Source organism: Chryseolinea sp. H1M3-3 (assembly GCF_029360725.1).
Taxonomy (GTDB): domain Bacteria; phylum Bacteroidota; class Bacteroidia; order Cytophagales; family Cyclobacteriaceae; genus Chryseolinea.
On sequence record NZ_JARKMY010000009.1, the window covers coordinates 471,916 to 487,590 of the forward strand.

A 15,675-nucleotide genomic window follows, 5' to 3' on the forward strand; every position below is an offset into this window, starting at 1 on the left:
TATCACTCTGTTCGCAATGTTTTAACAGGATTAGCAAGTGCAGCACGTGACGATTGACACGACACTGTGACGATTGTAATGAACAGTAGTAAGAACGCAGTAATCAAAAATACACTTACACCGGGTTCGGTATGATATTCGTACTCTTGCAGAAATTTTTGCACTGCCCACCAGGCCACGGGTAAGCCAAGGATTAATGACAGTACAATGAGTTTAACAAAATCGTTACACACCAATGAAAGCAATTCGGTGACTGATGCACCCATAACTTTTCTAACGCCAATTTCCTTTGCACGTTTCTCAGTTGTAAAGGATGCAAGTCCAAAAAGCCCTAGAAACGAAATAAAAATTGCTATCACTGTAAAACATGTGGAGAGTTTGCTCATCAAAATTTCATCCTGGTATTGTCGATCGAAAGTTTGATCCATGAACGCATATTCCAATGGGAAATTCGGTTCCAGTTTTTTGTAAACATCTTTGACATATTCCATCGCCTCTTCAAGGCGTCCGGCTTCATAGCGGATAAAAATTTGATTGGTGGCTTCAGGACGCAGAGCAATGATCACTGGCGCAATACGTCCTTTCAAATCTGTGCTGTGAAAATCTTTTATAAGACCAATGATTTTTCCTTTTCGTGGTGCGACGAGTTCCTCACCAATAGGATTCTCAAGTCGCATGCTTCTGGCGGCTTCTTCATTGATGATGTAGTTATTTGAATCCGCTACAAACTCCCTTGAGAAATTTCTACCATCCACAAATGTAAATCCTAAAGCAGGCAACATATCGTAATCACATTGAAGTGACTTGAAAGCGATGTTATCTTCTTTTGTTTTCCCTGGCCACGCATTATCGGCAAGTACAATACTGGTTAAAAGGTCAGTAGGGTTATCGTTGCTTTGGCCAACTACTTTTATTGCCGGATTTTGAAGCACCTGGTTTCGGAAAGCATCGAAATTTTTACGCAGATCGGCATTGCTCCTGAAATAGAAAACATCGTCTTTATTAAACCCTAGATTTTTGGTCCGCATGTAATCGATCTGTTGGTAAACGCCGATGGCGCAAATGATAAGCACTACGGATAAACTGAATTGAAAAACCACCAAGCCCTTTCGTAGACCTGCCCCGCTTAAACCCGCTATTGTTCCTTTCAATACATTCACAGGCTTGAATGAGGAAAGCAAAACTGCTGGATAACTACCGGCCATCAGTCCAGCTAGGACCGTTATTCCCAACAGACCAACATAGACTAGTGGATTGGTGTAATCAATCCGCGTTTGTTTTCCGGTTAACTCATTGAAAAATGGCATGAGTAAATGGACTGCAAGTAATGCAAAGAAAAGTGATATGAACGCCGTCAAAACGGATTCCATCATAAATTGCTTTACCAATGAATTATGCCCAGCACCGACAACTTTTCGGACACCAATTTCACGAGCTCTGCTGACGGATCGAGCGGTAGCAAGATTCATGAAATTGATGCATGCTATCAGAAGAATAAATATGGCTACAATTGAGAAAGTAGTGACATAGGTTATACGTCCGCCATGTTGTTCACCATTTGTAAAATTATTGTGTAGTCTCCAATCCGACATAGGGTGCAAAAACAACTCGACATTTGGATCCCATCGAACCCAGATATTCGGTTTTGTAAATGCTTCATGTATCTTTTTATTTAATGCTTCTACCTTCGCCTTCTCATGCAGTTTTACATAGGTCACGCCACCACTCCAGGCACCCCACTCATTGTTATATTGATCTGTCTTTGCATAAATCCGGTAGGGAATAATAAAATCAAATTCGAGTGTGGAATTTTCAGGAAGGTCTTCGAAGACTGCTGCTACTTTTGCATCAAATGTATTATCGACGCGAAATACCTTTCCAATAGGATTTTCATCTTTAAAATATAACGCAGCCACTTTTCTTGAGATTACAATTGAATTATTGTCTTGAGACGATTGGTTTGTCGTTCCGGAAAGAAGTGGAATCGTAAAGATTTTAAAAATGGATGAATCAGCATAGACAGCTTTATGATAAATGGATTTATTCTCGTTCTGCAGCAATACCTGGTTTCTGAATATTATTCGTCCGGATTCAGCTACTTCGGGAAGTCCCTTCAATGCTGGAGCAAGTGGACCAGGCGTGTTATCATATGTTTGCGTTCCATCTGGAAAAGTGTGGTGCGCCATAATCTTATATACCTGATCCTTGTTTTGATGAAAATCATCATACGACACTTCATCCATTACCCAGAGTATAATGAAAATGCTGCAAGCCAGGCCAACGGCTAATCCGGAAACATTGATAAAAGAATATCCACTATTCTTTAAAGAAGTGCGGAAAAAGATTTTGAAGAAATGTTTTAACATATGGAATGAGGGTATATGCAATGAAAATTTATTCCTCAGAATAATCCCAGGTCTGAAAAAACTTACCGTATGCCAGGCGAGCCGTCGGCGAGCCTTTTTCTCACCCCATTTGTCAACATCCCGATTAAATTTCTGAATGAGATCGCCTTCGATTTCTTCATATAAATGCTCAGGGCAAATGAACTCAAGCAGTCGTAACCACTTGTTGCGCCCCATAGGTCTTTTATTTTCCTTCGGCATATTGTTCACCAATGCGTAGTTACAATGATCCGCTCTTATAGAGAGCACTTTGCTTACGGCATGATTAAATTATCTAAAACGTTAGAACAATTGACAGCATTCACTCCTCAATAAAAGGATACAGTTTCATAGAATCATATCATCAGATGAATCATAATCCCGACATCTTGAGCTGCGGCACCATGTTCCACAACTCCAACCTCGTCTCTTTCATTGCTCGCAACATCGCCATACCGGCAGAAGTAATGGTGAAGATTCTTTTCCTTCTCCCTCCTCTTTCATTGGTTCCACCGCCCATTTTCGATTTGATGTATCCCTTATCCTCCAGGCGATAAAGTGTTACATGTACTGCACTCAGGTTTACTTCACGTTTAAATTTCGTTTCAATTTCTTCTGAAATGGCAGCGCCGTAAGCATCTTCCTGTAAAGCTGCAACGAGTGTTAACACCAATTCCTCAAACTCGCCCAGATATTCTTTCGCCATATCCTTATATTTTGTTAAGTAAATAAGACAATTAATTTTTTTATATACAAATGGATCAGGAGGAAAGATCAAGTATGGCTGCAAAAGACACAATAAAAAAAATACAATTCACCGCTGAGGAACCGTCATGAAATGCTGAGCTTCAGTGAATATTTAAAAAAAGCTGTGGTAAAAATAAGAGCAGTTGTTATTTAATCCGCGGAAGTAATCTTGACCGCAAGATCTTCCGGATAAGCAGGAGAAGTTAGTTTCAATTTGTTATCTGAAGCAACATTTTGCTTTGCCGCATATGTTCCGGTAAGCGGATCCATGAATTCAACGGTATAATTTCCTGCAGGTACCGTAAGTTCAAAGACGTGAGGCCCTTTGCCGAAAATGTAAATCGCGTATTGTTTTCCCGGCTCAGAAAGAACATATGCTCTTTTATTTTGGTCACCAGGAATCAACGTGCTGTCGGGTTTCATCTTCAAATAATCAAAACCATCGATAAATTTTCTGAGGAAGCTGAGTTGCTTTCTGAGTGCAGGAGTTCCTCCCCCCGGCTGCGTATTCGGATATTGAAAAGATCCATCTTCGTGATCAGCGGTGAAAGAATAATCCAGGTTGTTGTACAAGGCACCACCTGCCAGAATAAAAGACCAACCTTCTCTTCGATATGTGCTGTCAGCCTGACCATCAAACCCTGTTTCGTTATCCCCGATCACCTTGTTAAAATGATAGTTCTGCGCAACAGCAATGGGTGGATATGCATAGTGAAAATTAAAAACCGAAACAGCGGGATGTGGATTTTCGATTTTAAGATGATCATTTGCAATATTTTGAGAGATAAGATGTTGCTGCGAAAAATCTTTTTCTTCATCACGTATAACGGACGCGATGTGATGCTGCCAATCCATGGTTACTCCGCCCCAATATGGCTCATTGCAGATTTCATAGATCAGGTTGCTGTAATTTTTTAGCTCACTAACAATCTTCCGAACCAATGCTTCATGAATTTCAAGCAGCCCATTTGATTTATCAACGGTGTAGACATGCGTACGGTCTTTTGGTCCCTTCCCATTAACATTGTTGACTTCATTCATGGGACTGAGGTTCCATTGTGAGTCTTCATAAAAAGGACAAAACAATGCCAGCTCTACCATAACATTTCGCCTCTCCGCTTCTGCCATAAAATCCTTAAGGCGTGTGAAATAGGCTTCATCCCATTTGGTGAGATCGAATTTATTACCACCATTGGTATAACCTGGAGTTTTCGACCGTGCCCACGGGCAAATAAATTTTTGTGGGGCCGGTGCAAGTGTATTACGTTCAATCTCGAAAGCCCCTACTGGTTCTACATATACGCCCGTAAATGTACGGGTAAGATTTAACTCACTCTTTGAGAGCGCATCCAGATATTTGACATAATCAAAATCCAGGTTGAGCACTGCGCCATAATGTTCTGCTGAAGTAATCAGAATTGTCGGCTTACCATCGTAAATAAAATAATGCGGGTTCTCAGGATGTAAGGCAATCGGTTTGCGTTGCGCAGGTTGATTGCAGGCTGATAAAACAATTGTTATGAGCCACCATTGAATATAACATTTCATGAATTTAAGATAGGACGTTCCGGTGTGAGTTCCTAACATCAACAATTGCAAGGTAACAATACAGCAGGTTGCAATTTATCTTCAGATCAGCATGAATACAGCAGCGATGATGGTCATAAAAATAATGAACCACCGGTAGGTTCTTTCAGATAATTGCTTAACGATTATTATACCGAAGTAAGCGCCAACGATAATGAATGGTATTGCGAGAAGATTAAAGAGAAATGTATTTAACGTTATTGTGTTCCAAACGAAAATATGGAACGGTACCTTAAACCAGTTCGTAGCCATGAAGAACCAGGCCGTTGTTCCAATGAATACATTTTTTGGTAATCGGATGGAAAGTAAATAAACAGCCAGCACGGTTCCGGCGAGGTTTCCCACCATGGACGTAAACCCGCCAAGTACTCCTGTTGTTATTGCGAAAGCTTTTTGATGGGGTACATCTTCTTTATGACCACGTTCAAGCCACAACATCACGACAACGCTTACCAAAATGATAACCGCCATGATGATTTTAAATATCTCATCGTTAATGTATTTCCCAACGATGGTACCCACGACTACTCCCAACGCAGCCCAGGGAAATAAGATCTTCAAATGCGACCACGATGCATGACGATGATAGTACCAAACGCCAAGAACATCTGCCATCACAAGCATGGGAAGTAAAATTCCACTTGAAGATTGCCCTCCAAAAACATTTGCAAGCAACGGTACCGCCAACATGCCTGCGCCGTGAACGCCGGTTTTAGACATTCCTGTAAAAATAGCGACTAACAATACGAGGATAAGCTGGAGGTACGTAAGCTCGTAAGAAAAGAGAGAGATCAAAGACTAATGACTAAAGGGTCTTTACTACTTTCCAAACTTCTTCAGCCACAAGCTGGTTGCCTTTTTCATTCAGATGCACCCGATCAGTAGTAAGTACACCTGATTCCTTGTTTTCTGCATTGAATTTTTTATTGTAGTCTAAGAATGCTTGTCGTAAATCGATGAGTGGAATATTATTACTTTTTGCCAATCCGCGTATGATGTTGCTATATCGGTTCAAATCTCCATCAAGCTCGTTGCTGTAATCAGTCTTCTCTCCGATCGCAGCGGGCGTACAAAGGGCCACCTTGATGTTTTTTTCCTGAAACTTTTTAATGAGTGCCGAATAGAACTTTTCAAATTTGTCTGCATCTGTCCCCGTTCCATGCGAACGTTTATGCCACACATCATTAACACCTACATAAATGACAACGATATCAGGGCTTTTGCTGAGTACGTCACTTTCGAAGCGCAGATATAAATCATAAATCTTGTTGCCTCCAATACCGGCACCGACAAAATCATAGCGATCGGATAACTTCTCCGCCGCCGCCAGCTCAGCAATACGAACAACATAACCGCCGGGTTTGATCCCCGCCTCAGTGATCGAATCACCAAAAAAAACGATTTTCTTTTTCTGCATAATGTGAGTAAAGGAAGTCAATGCTATTAATGCGAAGGCATACAAAAGCCAGGCGGTTCTTTTCATGGTTTAGATTTAAGGGCGTAATATAATAAAGTGTTGACCTTTCGCACGAAGCCTTCCCTAAGTTTTTGTCATTCCCGATTCACGGTCTCTGATTTTATAATTACTTTTAATGAAACTCATTCACCTATGCGTCTACACCATTGTGCCCTGGCAGTTGTAATGGCCTTGTCCCTTTCATCTTGCAATAAATCCGAGGAAAAAAAAGCCGATCCTTCTCATTCCCTGGCGGCCGCTTATCTTGATCGCTATGCTCTGGAATACAAACGGCTCAGCACCGAAGCTAATGAAGCAGCCTGGCTTCTCAATACAAAAATTGAGGAAGGTGATACTGTTACTCAAAAGTTATATGAAGTCGCGGCACAAAAGCTTACTGAGTTTACCGGAAGCGTTGCCAATATAGATTCGTCAAAAAAATATCTCGCTATCGCGGATCAATTGTCACCGCTTCAAAAACGGCAGATGGAATACATACTTTTCCTTGCAGGCGGCGCGCCTGCTACCGCGGCAGAAACAGTGAAAGAACTTATCAAAGTAAATGCGGAACAGACCAAAGTACTTTACGGATTTGATTTCAAGATCGATGGAAAGTCAGTTACCAAAAACGATATCTCAAATTTACTGACTTCATCCGATAATCTTAATGAAAGATTAAAAGCTTGGAATGCCAGTAAAGAAGTAGGTAAACCACTTAAACCAGGCTTGGAACAATTGCGCGACCTGCGAAACAAGTCCGTCAAGGATTTAGGATTTCCAAACTACTTCGCATACCAGGTTTCAGAATACGGCATGACTACGGAAGAGATGCTTGCCATGAACGACAATTTCATTAAAGAGATTTGGCCCTTGTATCGTGAACTACATACCTGGGCACGGCATGAGCTGGCAAAGAAATTTAATCAAAAGGTTCCCGACTTCATTCCTGCACACTGGCTTCCAAATCAATGGGCTCAAAACTGGGAAGCCGTTGTCGACTCAAAATCAACAGGTATCGACTTGACCGATACACTCAATAAAAAAACACCTGAATGGATCGTGAAGAAAGGTGAAGAATTTTACATTTCGCTTGGGTTTGCCCCGCTACCTGCATCTTTCTATGAGAAATCAAGTCTTTATCCCCTTCCTCCCGACGCAAAGTATAAGAAAAACAATCACGCCTCCGCATGGCACATCGACCTTGACCAGGATGTTCGGTCACTCATGAGTGTCGAGACAAACACCCAGTGGTGGGAAACGAGCCTTCATGAGCTCGGGCATATTTACTACTTTCAATCTTATTCCACGCCTGATGTTCCCGTTCTGTTGAGAAACGGGGCGAACCGGGCTTACCACGAAGCAATCGGCTCCCAAATTGGATTGGCCTCCTTACAGAAGCCGTTGCTACAGTCATTAAAATTAATACCAGAAAATATTGTATCGGATGATACGCTCGAACTACTAACGGACGCTCTACAGCATATCATTGTACTTCCATGGGCGTCCGGTACGATGACCCGTTTTGAAGAAGCGCTCTACTCGAAAAATATTCCGCCAGATCAATTTAACAAAACCTGGTGGGATTTGGCGCAACGTTACCAGGGCATTGTTCCTCCTTCACCGCGCGACGAACAGTTTTGTGATGGTTGTACAAAAACTCATATCATTGACGATCCTGCCCAATATTATGATTACGCCATGGCCGAGATATTGCTTTTTCAATTCCATGATCACATCGCAAAAAATATTCTGAAGCAAGATGTACACGCTACGAACTATTGGGGAAGTAAAGAAGTCGGTGATTTTTTACGAACCTTAATGGCGCCTGGGGCAAGTGTTGATTGGCGCGATCACCTAAAGAAAAACCTCGGAACTGACGTGAGTGCCAAAGCAATACTCGATTATTTTTCCCCATTGATGGTGTGGCTGAAGAAAGAAAACAGCGGAAGAACTCATACCCTTCCCGAGAACTTTTAAAAGCTTTACGCCTTTGCTGTTGATACTACAGCAAAGGCGTAAGCGGTTTTTAGAATCCTCCAAACTTTAAGGTCGCGTTGTATGATAAGTTACTGATATCGGAATCTTTCATTCCAAGTCCATCGCTACCAAAGGCAGCGCGATAAGAGATTCCAGGGCTAAAACGCATCCACTTGAATACGTTGATTTCAAATTGAACGCCAGGTTCGGCAACAAAGAACCAGTTCTCGTCATTTACTTCATCATCATCAAAGTCAAAATCATCATCATGATTATGCCAATCGTAACGTTCGTGTTGTAACGTAAATCCAGCGCCCGAGAAAAGATTAAAAGCGATATGAAATGCTTTGTTGGAACCCAGTACATATTCTGTAACCAATCCTACCTGGCCATACTCGTAACTCATGTTGCGTAAAGGATCGGTACTATATTGTAGCGGTACAGAAAGGTTGTTTGTAAGTGCAGCGGCCCCAATACCAATTAAAAATTTATGGTTGATATAGACACCTCCATAAGCACCCACTAAGTTAGCGTACTCGCCCCCAAGGGTGGTGAATTTATTGGTTAGGGCACCATATCCGCGGACGGAACGGGTATCATTCTTGAAAACGGTTTCGATATGGTTCTTTTCGTTTATGTCATTTTCCTGCGCCATTGCGGCTGTCGATAAAAGAATAGAACACATCAGCACGATTGTTTTTAATTGTCTTTTCATAGTTTTTTTGTTTCTTATGCGTTAGACAACCCTACGTTGAGTTACCCCTATGACCGCACTAATAATTTTTGTTTTATTTTTGAGCAGGACTTACCCCTCGTTTTCTTAAGACTAAAATCAAATGATATGAAAAAACTCCTCTGCCTCATTATCGGCCTCTTGCTGGTTCAGATAAGTTTCGCCCAAAAATTGCCACCCAACTTTCACCTGACAAAATTGAAAAATGGGCTTGAGGTACTGGTCATTGAGGATAAAACAGTCCCTTTAATTACTGTAGAAATATGCGTGAAGAATGGATCTTACACGGAGGACCCTCAATACAATGGCCTTTCGCACTTATATGAACACATGTTCTTCAAAGCCAATAAAGATCTCCCGTCACAAGAAGCTTTTCTAAACCGGAAGAATGAACTTGGCCTTGACTGGAATGGCACTACTTCAAATGAACGCGTTAATTATTTTTTCACCCACAACAAGAAGTTTCTAGTGGAAGGACTGAAGTTTATGAACTCGGCCATCCGTTACCCTTTATTTAAGGAAGATGAAATGAAAAAGGAAAATCCTGTCGTGGACGGAGAATTTCAACGGGCAGAATCTAACCCGACGTTCTGGTTAATCAATGATATGAATAAAAAACTTTGGGGAGATCTTTACAGTCGCAAAAATGTCATTGGAGACCATGAAATCATTTTGACAGCAACAAAAGAGAAGATGCAGACCATTCAACAGAAATATTATTATCCTAATAATTCTATTTTAGTTCTGGCCGGAGATCTTGACCATGAGGAAGGTTTCCGCAGGGCGAAAGAAATATTTGAAGATTGGGCTCCTTCGGATTTTGATCCTTTTGTCAAGTATCCGATTCCTGAATTTAAACCCTTGCAAAAGTCTGAACTTTATTTCACCGAAAACGCTAACACAAGAAACCCGATCATCGCCCGCGGGTATCACGGTCCCGATACGCGCAATGACCTAAAAGCTACGTATGCCGCAGATGTGTTTTCCTTTATTTTGAGCCAAAAATCTTCCAAACTGCAACAGGATCTTATAGACAGCGGTTTAGCTTTTGACATAGGTGTTAACTATCAGACCTGTAAATACACGGGTCCAATATTGATTTTCGCAGTACCGCATCCTGAAAAAATTAAGGAAGTGTTGGGTAAAATAGAGGAGCATATCAACCGATGGGATAGTGATGATTATTTTACGGATGAACAACTGCAGACCGCAAAAACACTGATTGCCATTGACGACGCACATAGCCGTGAAAAAACATCGGAGTTTATTCATACGGTAACGTATTGGTGGGCCTCCGCCTCTATTGATTATTATACAGCCTATGTAGAGAACATAAAAAAAGTTACGCGCGAAGACATCCAGCAGTATGTCAGAAAATATATAAAAGGTAAGCCTAACGCAACCGGTATACTAACAACGGCAGAGAATAGACCCGCCCTGGAGGCCAGCTTAAAAACGACAAAAAACTAACCGCATGAAAAACTTAAATCGTTATATTTTTCTGTTTGCAATTATGTTGTCAGCAACGTCCTTTTCATTGCGAACAGCAGAAGATAAGGCTACTGAATTTACTGTAAATGGTTTAAAAGTCATTTTAAAGCCTTCTATTAAAGACATCATCAGTGTTCGCTTTTTTATTAAGGGAGGTACGGCAAATTATTCCAAAGAACAAGAGGGAATCGAATCCCTGGCGCTGGCTGTTGCTGTTGAGGGCGGAACAAAAAACATGAACAAAACTGAGTTCGCCACCGCGTTAGAAAAGATAGGGACTAACATCAGCTTTAGTACATCATATGACTACAGCGAAATCAGTATGTCGTGCATTAAAGAATATTGGGCTCCTTCCTGGAACCTGTTTGCTGATGTAATAACGCAGCCACGATTTGAAGCCAAGGAGTTTGATTTAATTAAAGCCCAAGCTGTAGCACAAGCCAAACAAGCGGAGTCAAATCCTGATGCGCACTTGCGAAACCGGAGCATGGAATCGGCCTTTACCAATCATAACTATGCGAAGATTCCGAGTGGCACATCAGCTAGCTTGGAAAAATTATCACTGGAGAGTTCGATGAATCATTTCAAGTCAATCATCGGTAAACAAAACTGTTTTCTGGTAGTTGTTGGGAACATTTCTGAGGCAGATCTGAAAGAACGGGTGAACCAGGCTTTCGCTTCGTTGCCGGCCGGTAAAAAGCCAATGCTAGAACCCAAGCTTGAAATTAAAGCGGAAGCTACCATCGAGAATCGTGAAATTCCTACCAACTATATTCGAGGAGTAATGAGTGCTCCTGCTGTTGGTGAAAAGGAAGGTGTTCCCATGATGTTAGCCATGGCAATTATGAGAGACCGGTTCTTTGTTGAGCTCAGAACAAAAAGAAGTCTCACTTATGCACCCAGTGCCGGCTATGCGTCTACTGTTTTCAATAATCCATACGCTATGTTTTATGCATCCACTACGGATCCCAAACAAACGCTGCAAGTAATGATTGAGCAGATCAATGAAGTAAAGAATCAAGGGTTTAAAGAGAAGGAACTGAAGGACATGAAAGAGAGTTATCTTACAGAACATTTCCTTGGGTTAGAAACAAATGATTCTCAAACCATGTCGTTAGGACTTGCCGAAGTAGGTGGAGACTGGAGAAAGACCGAATCCTTTATGTCTGATGTGGAGAAGACCAGCATACAGGACATCAACAATGTCTTCAAAAAATATTCTTCCTCTATTAATTGGATGTATTTGGGAAAAGAAAGCGCTGTCGGCAAAGAAGATTTTAAGCAGCCACAAATGTTGCCGGCGCCTGGCAAAGTTACACCGAAGAAATAGTCAATGCTTTACGTTACTGTACTATCGTTTAAATATTCTAGCGACGACGACAACAATTAGTACGATAACGAAAATCACTATAAAAATTCCTGTGTACACGCCTGCTCCAAAAATATCTCCAACAAGCTCGCAGCTTGTCATTGTGAACAGCAGCAAAAAGAAATAAAGAAAGGATAATAAATTTTTCATATCAAGAAGTTTTAAACCCTTTGATAAAAAATCAAGCCAAAGTAAAGATCCCCTTCGTACGGATTAAACGATCGGGGTTTTGACAATTCAATGTGTATTTTATACCACAATCATTCCTCATAATTCAAATGTTGACGGGAAAGTGTTAGCATAATAAAATCCAATCCCTTTTGCTTTTAACTTCTCCTCAGTGTCTTTTAAATATGCTTCATCGTGCGACCGGCTCAGGACTTTTCGAATTATGATATACCTGATGTTCTCCGGGTAATGTGCCGCGATCTTTAAATAGATCTTTAAATCCAGTTGCGTGTTGTCTCCTAAAAGGAAAAATTTTTTTTCGGGAAACAGTTTAATTATCTCATGCAACATTTTAGTCTTGTGAAGCTCTCGCGCCTCAAAAGACCTGAATCGAAAGATATCGCGTACCTTCCGCATCTGTCTCAGGAATAGTGGTCCAGATGGAAACCCATTGTGTATCAGGAAGCGATAAATTAATGGATATAAATTCTGCTCACTATTAGACAGATAGAATGAAGCCGCACCGGATTCATGAAGGTCACGAATCAACTTCATCATTGAGGTCACAGCCTTTCTCTTCTCCATTGACGTGAACATCAGCGTCCGGAATTTTAATAACTTATTCGATATGTGGGAGTGAAGAAGTGTATCATCGATGTCGGACACCACGATGAACGGGGCATCAACATGATTTATTTTGCAGGTATACAAATCCTTAATGATGCGTACAGTTTGGCCGTTGGAAAGACTTATTTCTTTTAAGTGGGTTTGGCTCGTATTCGTTTCCGCTATAAAAAAAAAGGATCCTGAGGCATCGGTTTTAGTTACAGCAGATCCATGATCAAAATGAAGGATAATGTGTTTATTAGCAAAAAAACGTGTGCGATAAAGCGCCAGGAGCGTTCGAAATGTTTTTCTGGGACTATACGATATGAAACTAAAGTCTCTTAGCGACGAATATGTCAATTGTCCTGTAAAAAGGTTCTTTGTTCCATTTGACAATGCGTAAAAACTTAACAATATCGGCACGGTCGCGCTCATTTTTTTATAAGCACAGGCACTGCCGCAGGAAAGATATCTATTTTAAGGTGATCTACTTTACCCATATATTCTCCATCAATTTGAAAGTCGACCTTTTGATTAATCTTTATTTCGGCTTGTTTACAGCTGATCACATCGGAAAACATGTTCTTATCTATAAATACATTGAATTTGGTAAGCCCAGCCTTGATTGCTTCGTCCAATGCGATTCGTTCAATATTGGATATTTCAAATTTTCCATCCGAGACTGACCCTTCCGATATGCGTATACCTGTACCGTACATATTCGCATTTGAGATAACGATCATATATCCTTCCTTTTCGTATTTTTCGTCTGGCGTCTCAACGGTATAGGTCAATAGTGGACTCTCTTTTATGGCCTGCAGTAAAAATTTGGCATAACCGAGCATTCCCCGTTCTCCTTGCTCAGAATAGTTTTTAATCATCTTCGCGTTGATACCAATATCGGCAAGATGCGTACAGATATGTTTATCGTTAAACCTCAGAAGATCTAGCATAATGGTAGTAGCCTCATCAAAGACCAGATCAACAGCCTCCTCTAATCCCTCGGATAGTCCTAACGCAGTGGCTAAACCGTTGGCGGAACCTAACGGCAATATTCCCATCGGAATATTTCTATTCATAATATTTTTGGCAACAACCTGGACAGTGCCATCACCACCACAAGCCACTACCCTGTCTGGTTTGTAGTCTTTAAGCTGGTCTTGGATATGGGCGTCGTCATTATCAGACGACGTGTAAAAGAATTTAAAATCTATGTGCGTTGCTGCCGCTTTTTCATGAATTTTTAAAATCGCATTGTCATTACTGGTTGCCCCAGAAATGGGATTAATTATAAATAGAATTTTCATAGCCTTTGGACACGACACTGATGAAACAATATATAACAAGAAATGTTAGAACTAAGGAAAGATTATGAGGTGTTACGTTCAATAATCGGATTGTGGAATAATACCTCACATATTTTTCGAGACATGCATTTTATAGAATTATACAACAGCTTAAAGTGAATGTCTGATCTGGCCTTCAATTTGAATCATCGGAAGTGAAATTTTCATTAAAGACTATGATTAACTTAAAAGAGGCAGGCAAATCTTCTTTCTCATTATGCGTATTGATATTGTTTACCGTCTCTGCATACAGTCAAAGCGGTTCCATTGGTGTGTATGGAACGTTGAATGAGTATACCGGAGACTTAAATCGAAACCACTATCACTTCTATAACTTTTATCACCCTAAACCAGGCGCAGCGATATCGTTGCAACAGTATTTGAGTCCTTCTTTCAACCTTGTTGAAAAATTTTCCTTTAATCAGGTCCAATATCAAAATGATGATAAAGTATACGGTGTGGACGCGGATTTTTTAACCCTCAATGTCAAGATCAAATATAAATTCAACAATGATCATATCTTCAAAGAGGATGCCGTCATTGCGCCGTTTCTCGTAGCTGGCATCGGCGGTACTTACATCGATTCAAAGGTGTATACCAACTTTGATAACAGCACAATTTCAGATGGAGAATTTCAGGCAAATGCCGCAGTGGGCGCAGGCATTTTATTTCAGTTTAGTGAACGGCTGGGTTTTGAAATATCAAATACACTGAACATGCCGTTGTACGATGCGTGGGATGGTGTTACAAAGGGTGACAATGATGTTTATCTACAGCATAGCGCAGGGTTGGTATTCAAACTTCGAAAGTCAAAGGATACCGACATGGATGGAGTCTCGGATCGAAAAGATACGTGTCCGGATACGCCTGGTCAGGTATCCGTTGATTCAAAAGGTTGCCCGATCGATTCGGATGGCGACACCGTTGCAGATTATCTGGACAAATGTCCTGCGATTGCGGGCCTTTCTAACCTTGAAGGATGTCCTGACAAAGACAAAGACAATGTTGCAGATATTAATGATAAATGCCCCGATGTAGCCGGCGCCGCCAGGTTTAATGGTTGCCCGGATACAGACAATGATGGAACTGAAGACGCCAACGACAGATGTCCTAACCAGGCCGGTCTTGATATATTCCAGGGTTGTCCTGACACTGATAGCGACGGTGTGGAAGATGCCAAAGATAAATGCCCCAATACACTTGCTGGGATCAAGGTGGATGAAACCGGATGCCCTGCCGATACCGATGGCGATGGTGTTATTGACGAAATTGATCGTTGTCCGACTACTCCAGGCAACGGAACAGCTAATGGCTGCCCCGAAGTTCGTGAGGAAGTTAAAAAACGGCTGAATTTTGCAACACGCGGAATTTATTTTGAAACAGGCAAGGCTACATTAAAATCCAATTCATATGCGATGCTGAATGAAATCATCAGCATCCTGGAGGAATATACCGACTACAGCTTGCGCATCAGCGGATTTACCGATTCACAAGGTAGCGAGGCCACGAATTTAAGATTGTCCCAAGATAGAGTGGATGCTGTAAAAAGCTACCTCACCCGTAATAGTGTGAGCGAAAGCCGCATTGAAGCAACAGGCTATGGCGAGGCAAAGCCCATCGCTACCAACGCCACGGCCACCGGCCGCGCACAAAATAGACGAGTTGAACTGGAACTGTTCTTGAAAGACCAATAAAGCAGCGTTGCTGCTATTACTCTTCTTGCAATAACTAATTGGATGTTAAATTTAGATTATTTGACGATAAAAATTATTGTATTGCCTCAAGTGTAGTACGCGTCGTAACGAGACGGC

At 41.3% G+C, this 15,675-nt stretch carries 13 protein-coding genes; 4 read left to right on the forward strand and 9 right to left on the reverse strand.

What is annotated here, in order from left to right; all coding sequences use genetic code 11:
* Window positions 1-2 precede the first annotated feature (2 nt).
* The 5 genes from P2W71_RS16570 to P2W71_RS16590 form a co-directional block, all read right to left on the reverse strand.
* Window positions 3-2,582: an ABC transporter permease gene (locus tag P2W71_RS16570; RefSeq protein ID WP_276372405.1), complete on the reverse strand. Its 2,580-nt coding sequence runs from the start codon at window positions 2,580-2,582 to the stop codon at window positions 3-5.
* A 175-nt stretch (window positions 2,583-2,757) separates the two neighbouring features.
* Window positions 2,758-3,090 (reverse strand): PadR family transcriptional regulator, encoded by a 333-nt coding sequence (locus P2W71_RS16575; RefSeq protein WP_276372406.1) that lies wholly within the window; start codon window positions 3,088-3,090, stop codon window positions 2,758-2,760.
* Between the two features lie 191 nt (window positions 3,091-3,281).
* Window positions 3,282-4,679 carry a cellulase family glycosylhydrolase gene (locus P2W71_RS16580; protein ID WP_276372407.1) on the reverse strand — a complete coding sequence of 466 codons (1,398 nt, stop codon included), beginning with the start codon at window positions 4,677-4,679 and terminating at the stop codon, window positions 3,282-3,284.
* Between the two features lie 81 nt (window positions 4,680-4,760).
* A complete protein-coding gene (locus P2W71_RS16585) occupies window positions 4,761-5,513 on the reverse strand; it encodes a sulfite exporter TauE/SafE family protein (protein WP_276372408.1) in 753 nt (250 codons plus the stop codon).
* A 10-nt stretch (window positions 5,514-5,523) separates the two neighbouring features.
* The gene (locus tag P2W71_RS16590) at window positions 5,524-6,201 is read right to left on the reverse strand and encodes a GDSL-type esterase/lipase family protein (protein ID WP_276372409.1); all 678 of its coding nucleotides are present in this window, start codon (window positions 6,199-6,201) and stop codon (window positions 5,524-5,526) included.
* A 126-nt stretch (window positions 6,202-6,327) separates the two neighbouring features.
* Here P2W71_RS16590 and P2W71_RS16595 point away from each other — a divergent pair, with 126 nt between their 5' ends.
* Entirely contained in the window at window positions 6,328-8,151 is a 1,824-nt protein-coding gene (locus P2W71_RS16595; protein ID WP_276372410.1) for a M2 family metallopeptidase, read from the forward strand.
* A gap of 49 nt (window positions 8,152-8,200) precedes the next feature.
* On the opposite strand, the gene P2W71_RS16600 is transcribed toward P2W71_RS16595, so the two are convergent.
* Window positions 8,201-8,866 (reverse strand): hypothetical protein, encoded by a 666-nt coding sequence (locus P2W71_RS16600; protein ID WP_276372411.1) that lies wholly within the window; start codon window positions 8,864-8,866, stop codon window positions 8,201-8,203.
* 126 nt (window positions 8,867-8,992) lie between these two features.
* Here P2W71_RS16600 and P2W71_RS16605 point away from each other — a divergent pair, with 126 nt between their 5' ends.
* Together P2W71_RS16605 and P2W71_RS16610 are read left to right on the forward strand one after the other, a co-directional pair.
* Window positions 8,993-10,354 carry a pitrilysin family protein gene (locus P2W71_RS16605; protein ID WP_276372412.1) on the forward strand — a complete coding sequence of 454 codons (1,362 nt, stop codon included), beginning with the start codon at window positions 8,993-8,995 and terminating at the stop codon, window positions 10,352-10,354.
* A 4-nt stretch (window positions 10,355-10,358) separates the two neighbouring features.
* Window positions 10,359-11,705 (forward strand): pitrilysin family protein, encoded by a 1,347-nt coding sequence (locus P2W71_RS16610; protein WP_276372413.1) that lies wholly within the window; start codon window positions 10,359-10,361, stop codon window positions 11,703-11,705.
* A 21-nt stretch (window positions 11,706-11,726) separates the two neighbouring features.
* Here P2W71_RS16610 and P2W71_RS16615 read toward each other — a convergent pair whose 3' ends face one another.
* The 3 genes from P2W71_RS16615 to P2W71_RS16625 all read right to left on the reverse strand — a co-directional run bounded on the left by P2W71_RS16615 (window position 11,727) and on the right by P2W71_RS16625 (window position 13,825).
* Window positions 11,727-11,894 (reverse strand): hypothetical protein, encoded by a 168-nt coding sequence (locus tag P2W71_RS16615; protein ID WP_276372414.1) that lies wholly within the window; start codon window positions 11,892-11,894, stop codon window positions 11,727-11,729.
* Window positions 11,895-12,011: 117 nt separating this feature from the next.
* Complete coding sequence (locus P2W71_RS16620) at window positions 12,012-12,953, reverse strand: App1 family protein (protein ID WP_276372415.1); 942 nt, start codon at window positions 12,951-12,953, stop codon at window positions 12,012-12,014.
* On the reverse strand, window positions 12,950-13,825 hold the full coding sequence (locus P2W71_RS16625; RefSeq protein WP_276372416.1) for a diacylglycerol kinase family protein: 876 nt from the start codon (window positions 13,823-13,825) through the stop codon (window positions 12,950-12,952). The genes P2W71_RS16620 and P2W71_RS16625 overlap by 4 nt, the downstream gene beginning before the upstream one ends.
* Window positions 13,826-14,040: 215 nt before the next feature.
* Between P2W71_RS16625 and P2W71_RS16630 the strand changes: the two genes are divergently transcribed.
* The gene (locus tag P2W71_RS16630; RefSeq protein WP_276372417.1) at window positions 14,041-15,558 is read left to right on the forward strand and encodes an OmpA family protein; all 1,518 of its coding nucleotides are present in this window, start codon (window positions 14,041-14,043) and stop codon (window positions 15,556-15,558) included.
* Window positions 15,559-15,675: the final 117 nt, after the last annotated feature.

Bases quoted from the DNA above. Each gene is read 5' to 3' on its own strand.
- P2W71_RS16615 (WP_276372414.1), bottom strand. From the start codon at position 11,894: ATGAAAAATTTATTATCCTTTCTTTATTTCTTTTTGCTGCTGTTCACA.
- P2W71_RS16600 (WP_276372411.1), bottom strand. From the start codon at position 8,866: ATGAAAAGACAATTAAAAACAATCGTGCTGATGTGTTCTATTCTTTTA.
- P2W71_RS16625 (WP_276372416.1), bottom strand. From the start codon at position 13,825: ATGAAAATTCTATTTATAATTAATCCCATTTCTGGGGCAACCAGTAAT.
- P2W71_RS16570 (WP_276372405.1), bottom strand. From the start codon at position 2,582: ATGGGGCGCAACAAGTGGTTACGACTGCTTGAGTTCATTTGCCCTGAG.
- P2W71_RS16620 (WP_276372415.1), bottom strand. From the start codon at position 12,953: ATGAGCGCGACCGTGCCGATATTGTTAAGTTTTTACGCATTGTCAAAT.
- P2W71_RS16575 (WP_276372406.1), bottom strand. From the start codon at position 3,090: ATGGCGAAAGAATATCTGGGCGAGTTTGAGGAATTGGTGTTAACACTC.
- P2W71_RS16580 (WP_276372407.1), bottom strand. From the start codon at position 4,679: ATGAAATGTTATATTCAATGGTGGCTCATAACAATTGTTTTATCAGCC.
- P2W71_RS16595 (WP_276372410.1), top strand. From the start codon at position 6,328: ATGCGTCTACACCATTGTGCCCTGGCAGTTGTAATGGCCTTGTCCCTT.
- P2W71_RS16610 (WP_276372413.1), top strand. From the start codon at position 10,359: ATGAAAAACTTAAATCGTTATATTTTTCTGTTTGCAATTATGTTGTCA.
- P2W71_RS16630 (WP_276372417.1), top strand. From the start codon at position 14,041: ATGATTAACTTAAAAGAGGCAGGCAAATCTTCTTTCTCATTATGCGTA.
- P2W71_RS16590 (WP_276372409.1), bottom strand. From the start codon at position 6,201: ATGAAAAGAACCGCCTGGCTTTTGTATGCCTTCGCATTAATAGCATTG.
- P2W71_RS16605 (WP_276372412.1), top strand. From the start codon at position 8,993: ATGAAAAAACTCCTCTGCCTCATTATCGGCCTCTTGCTGGTTCAGATA.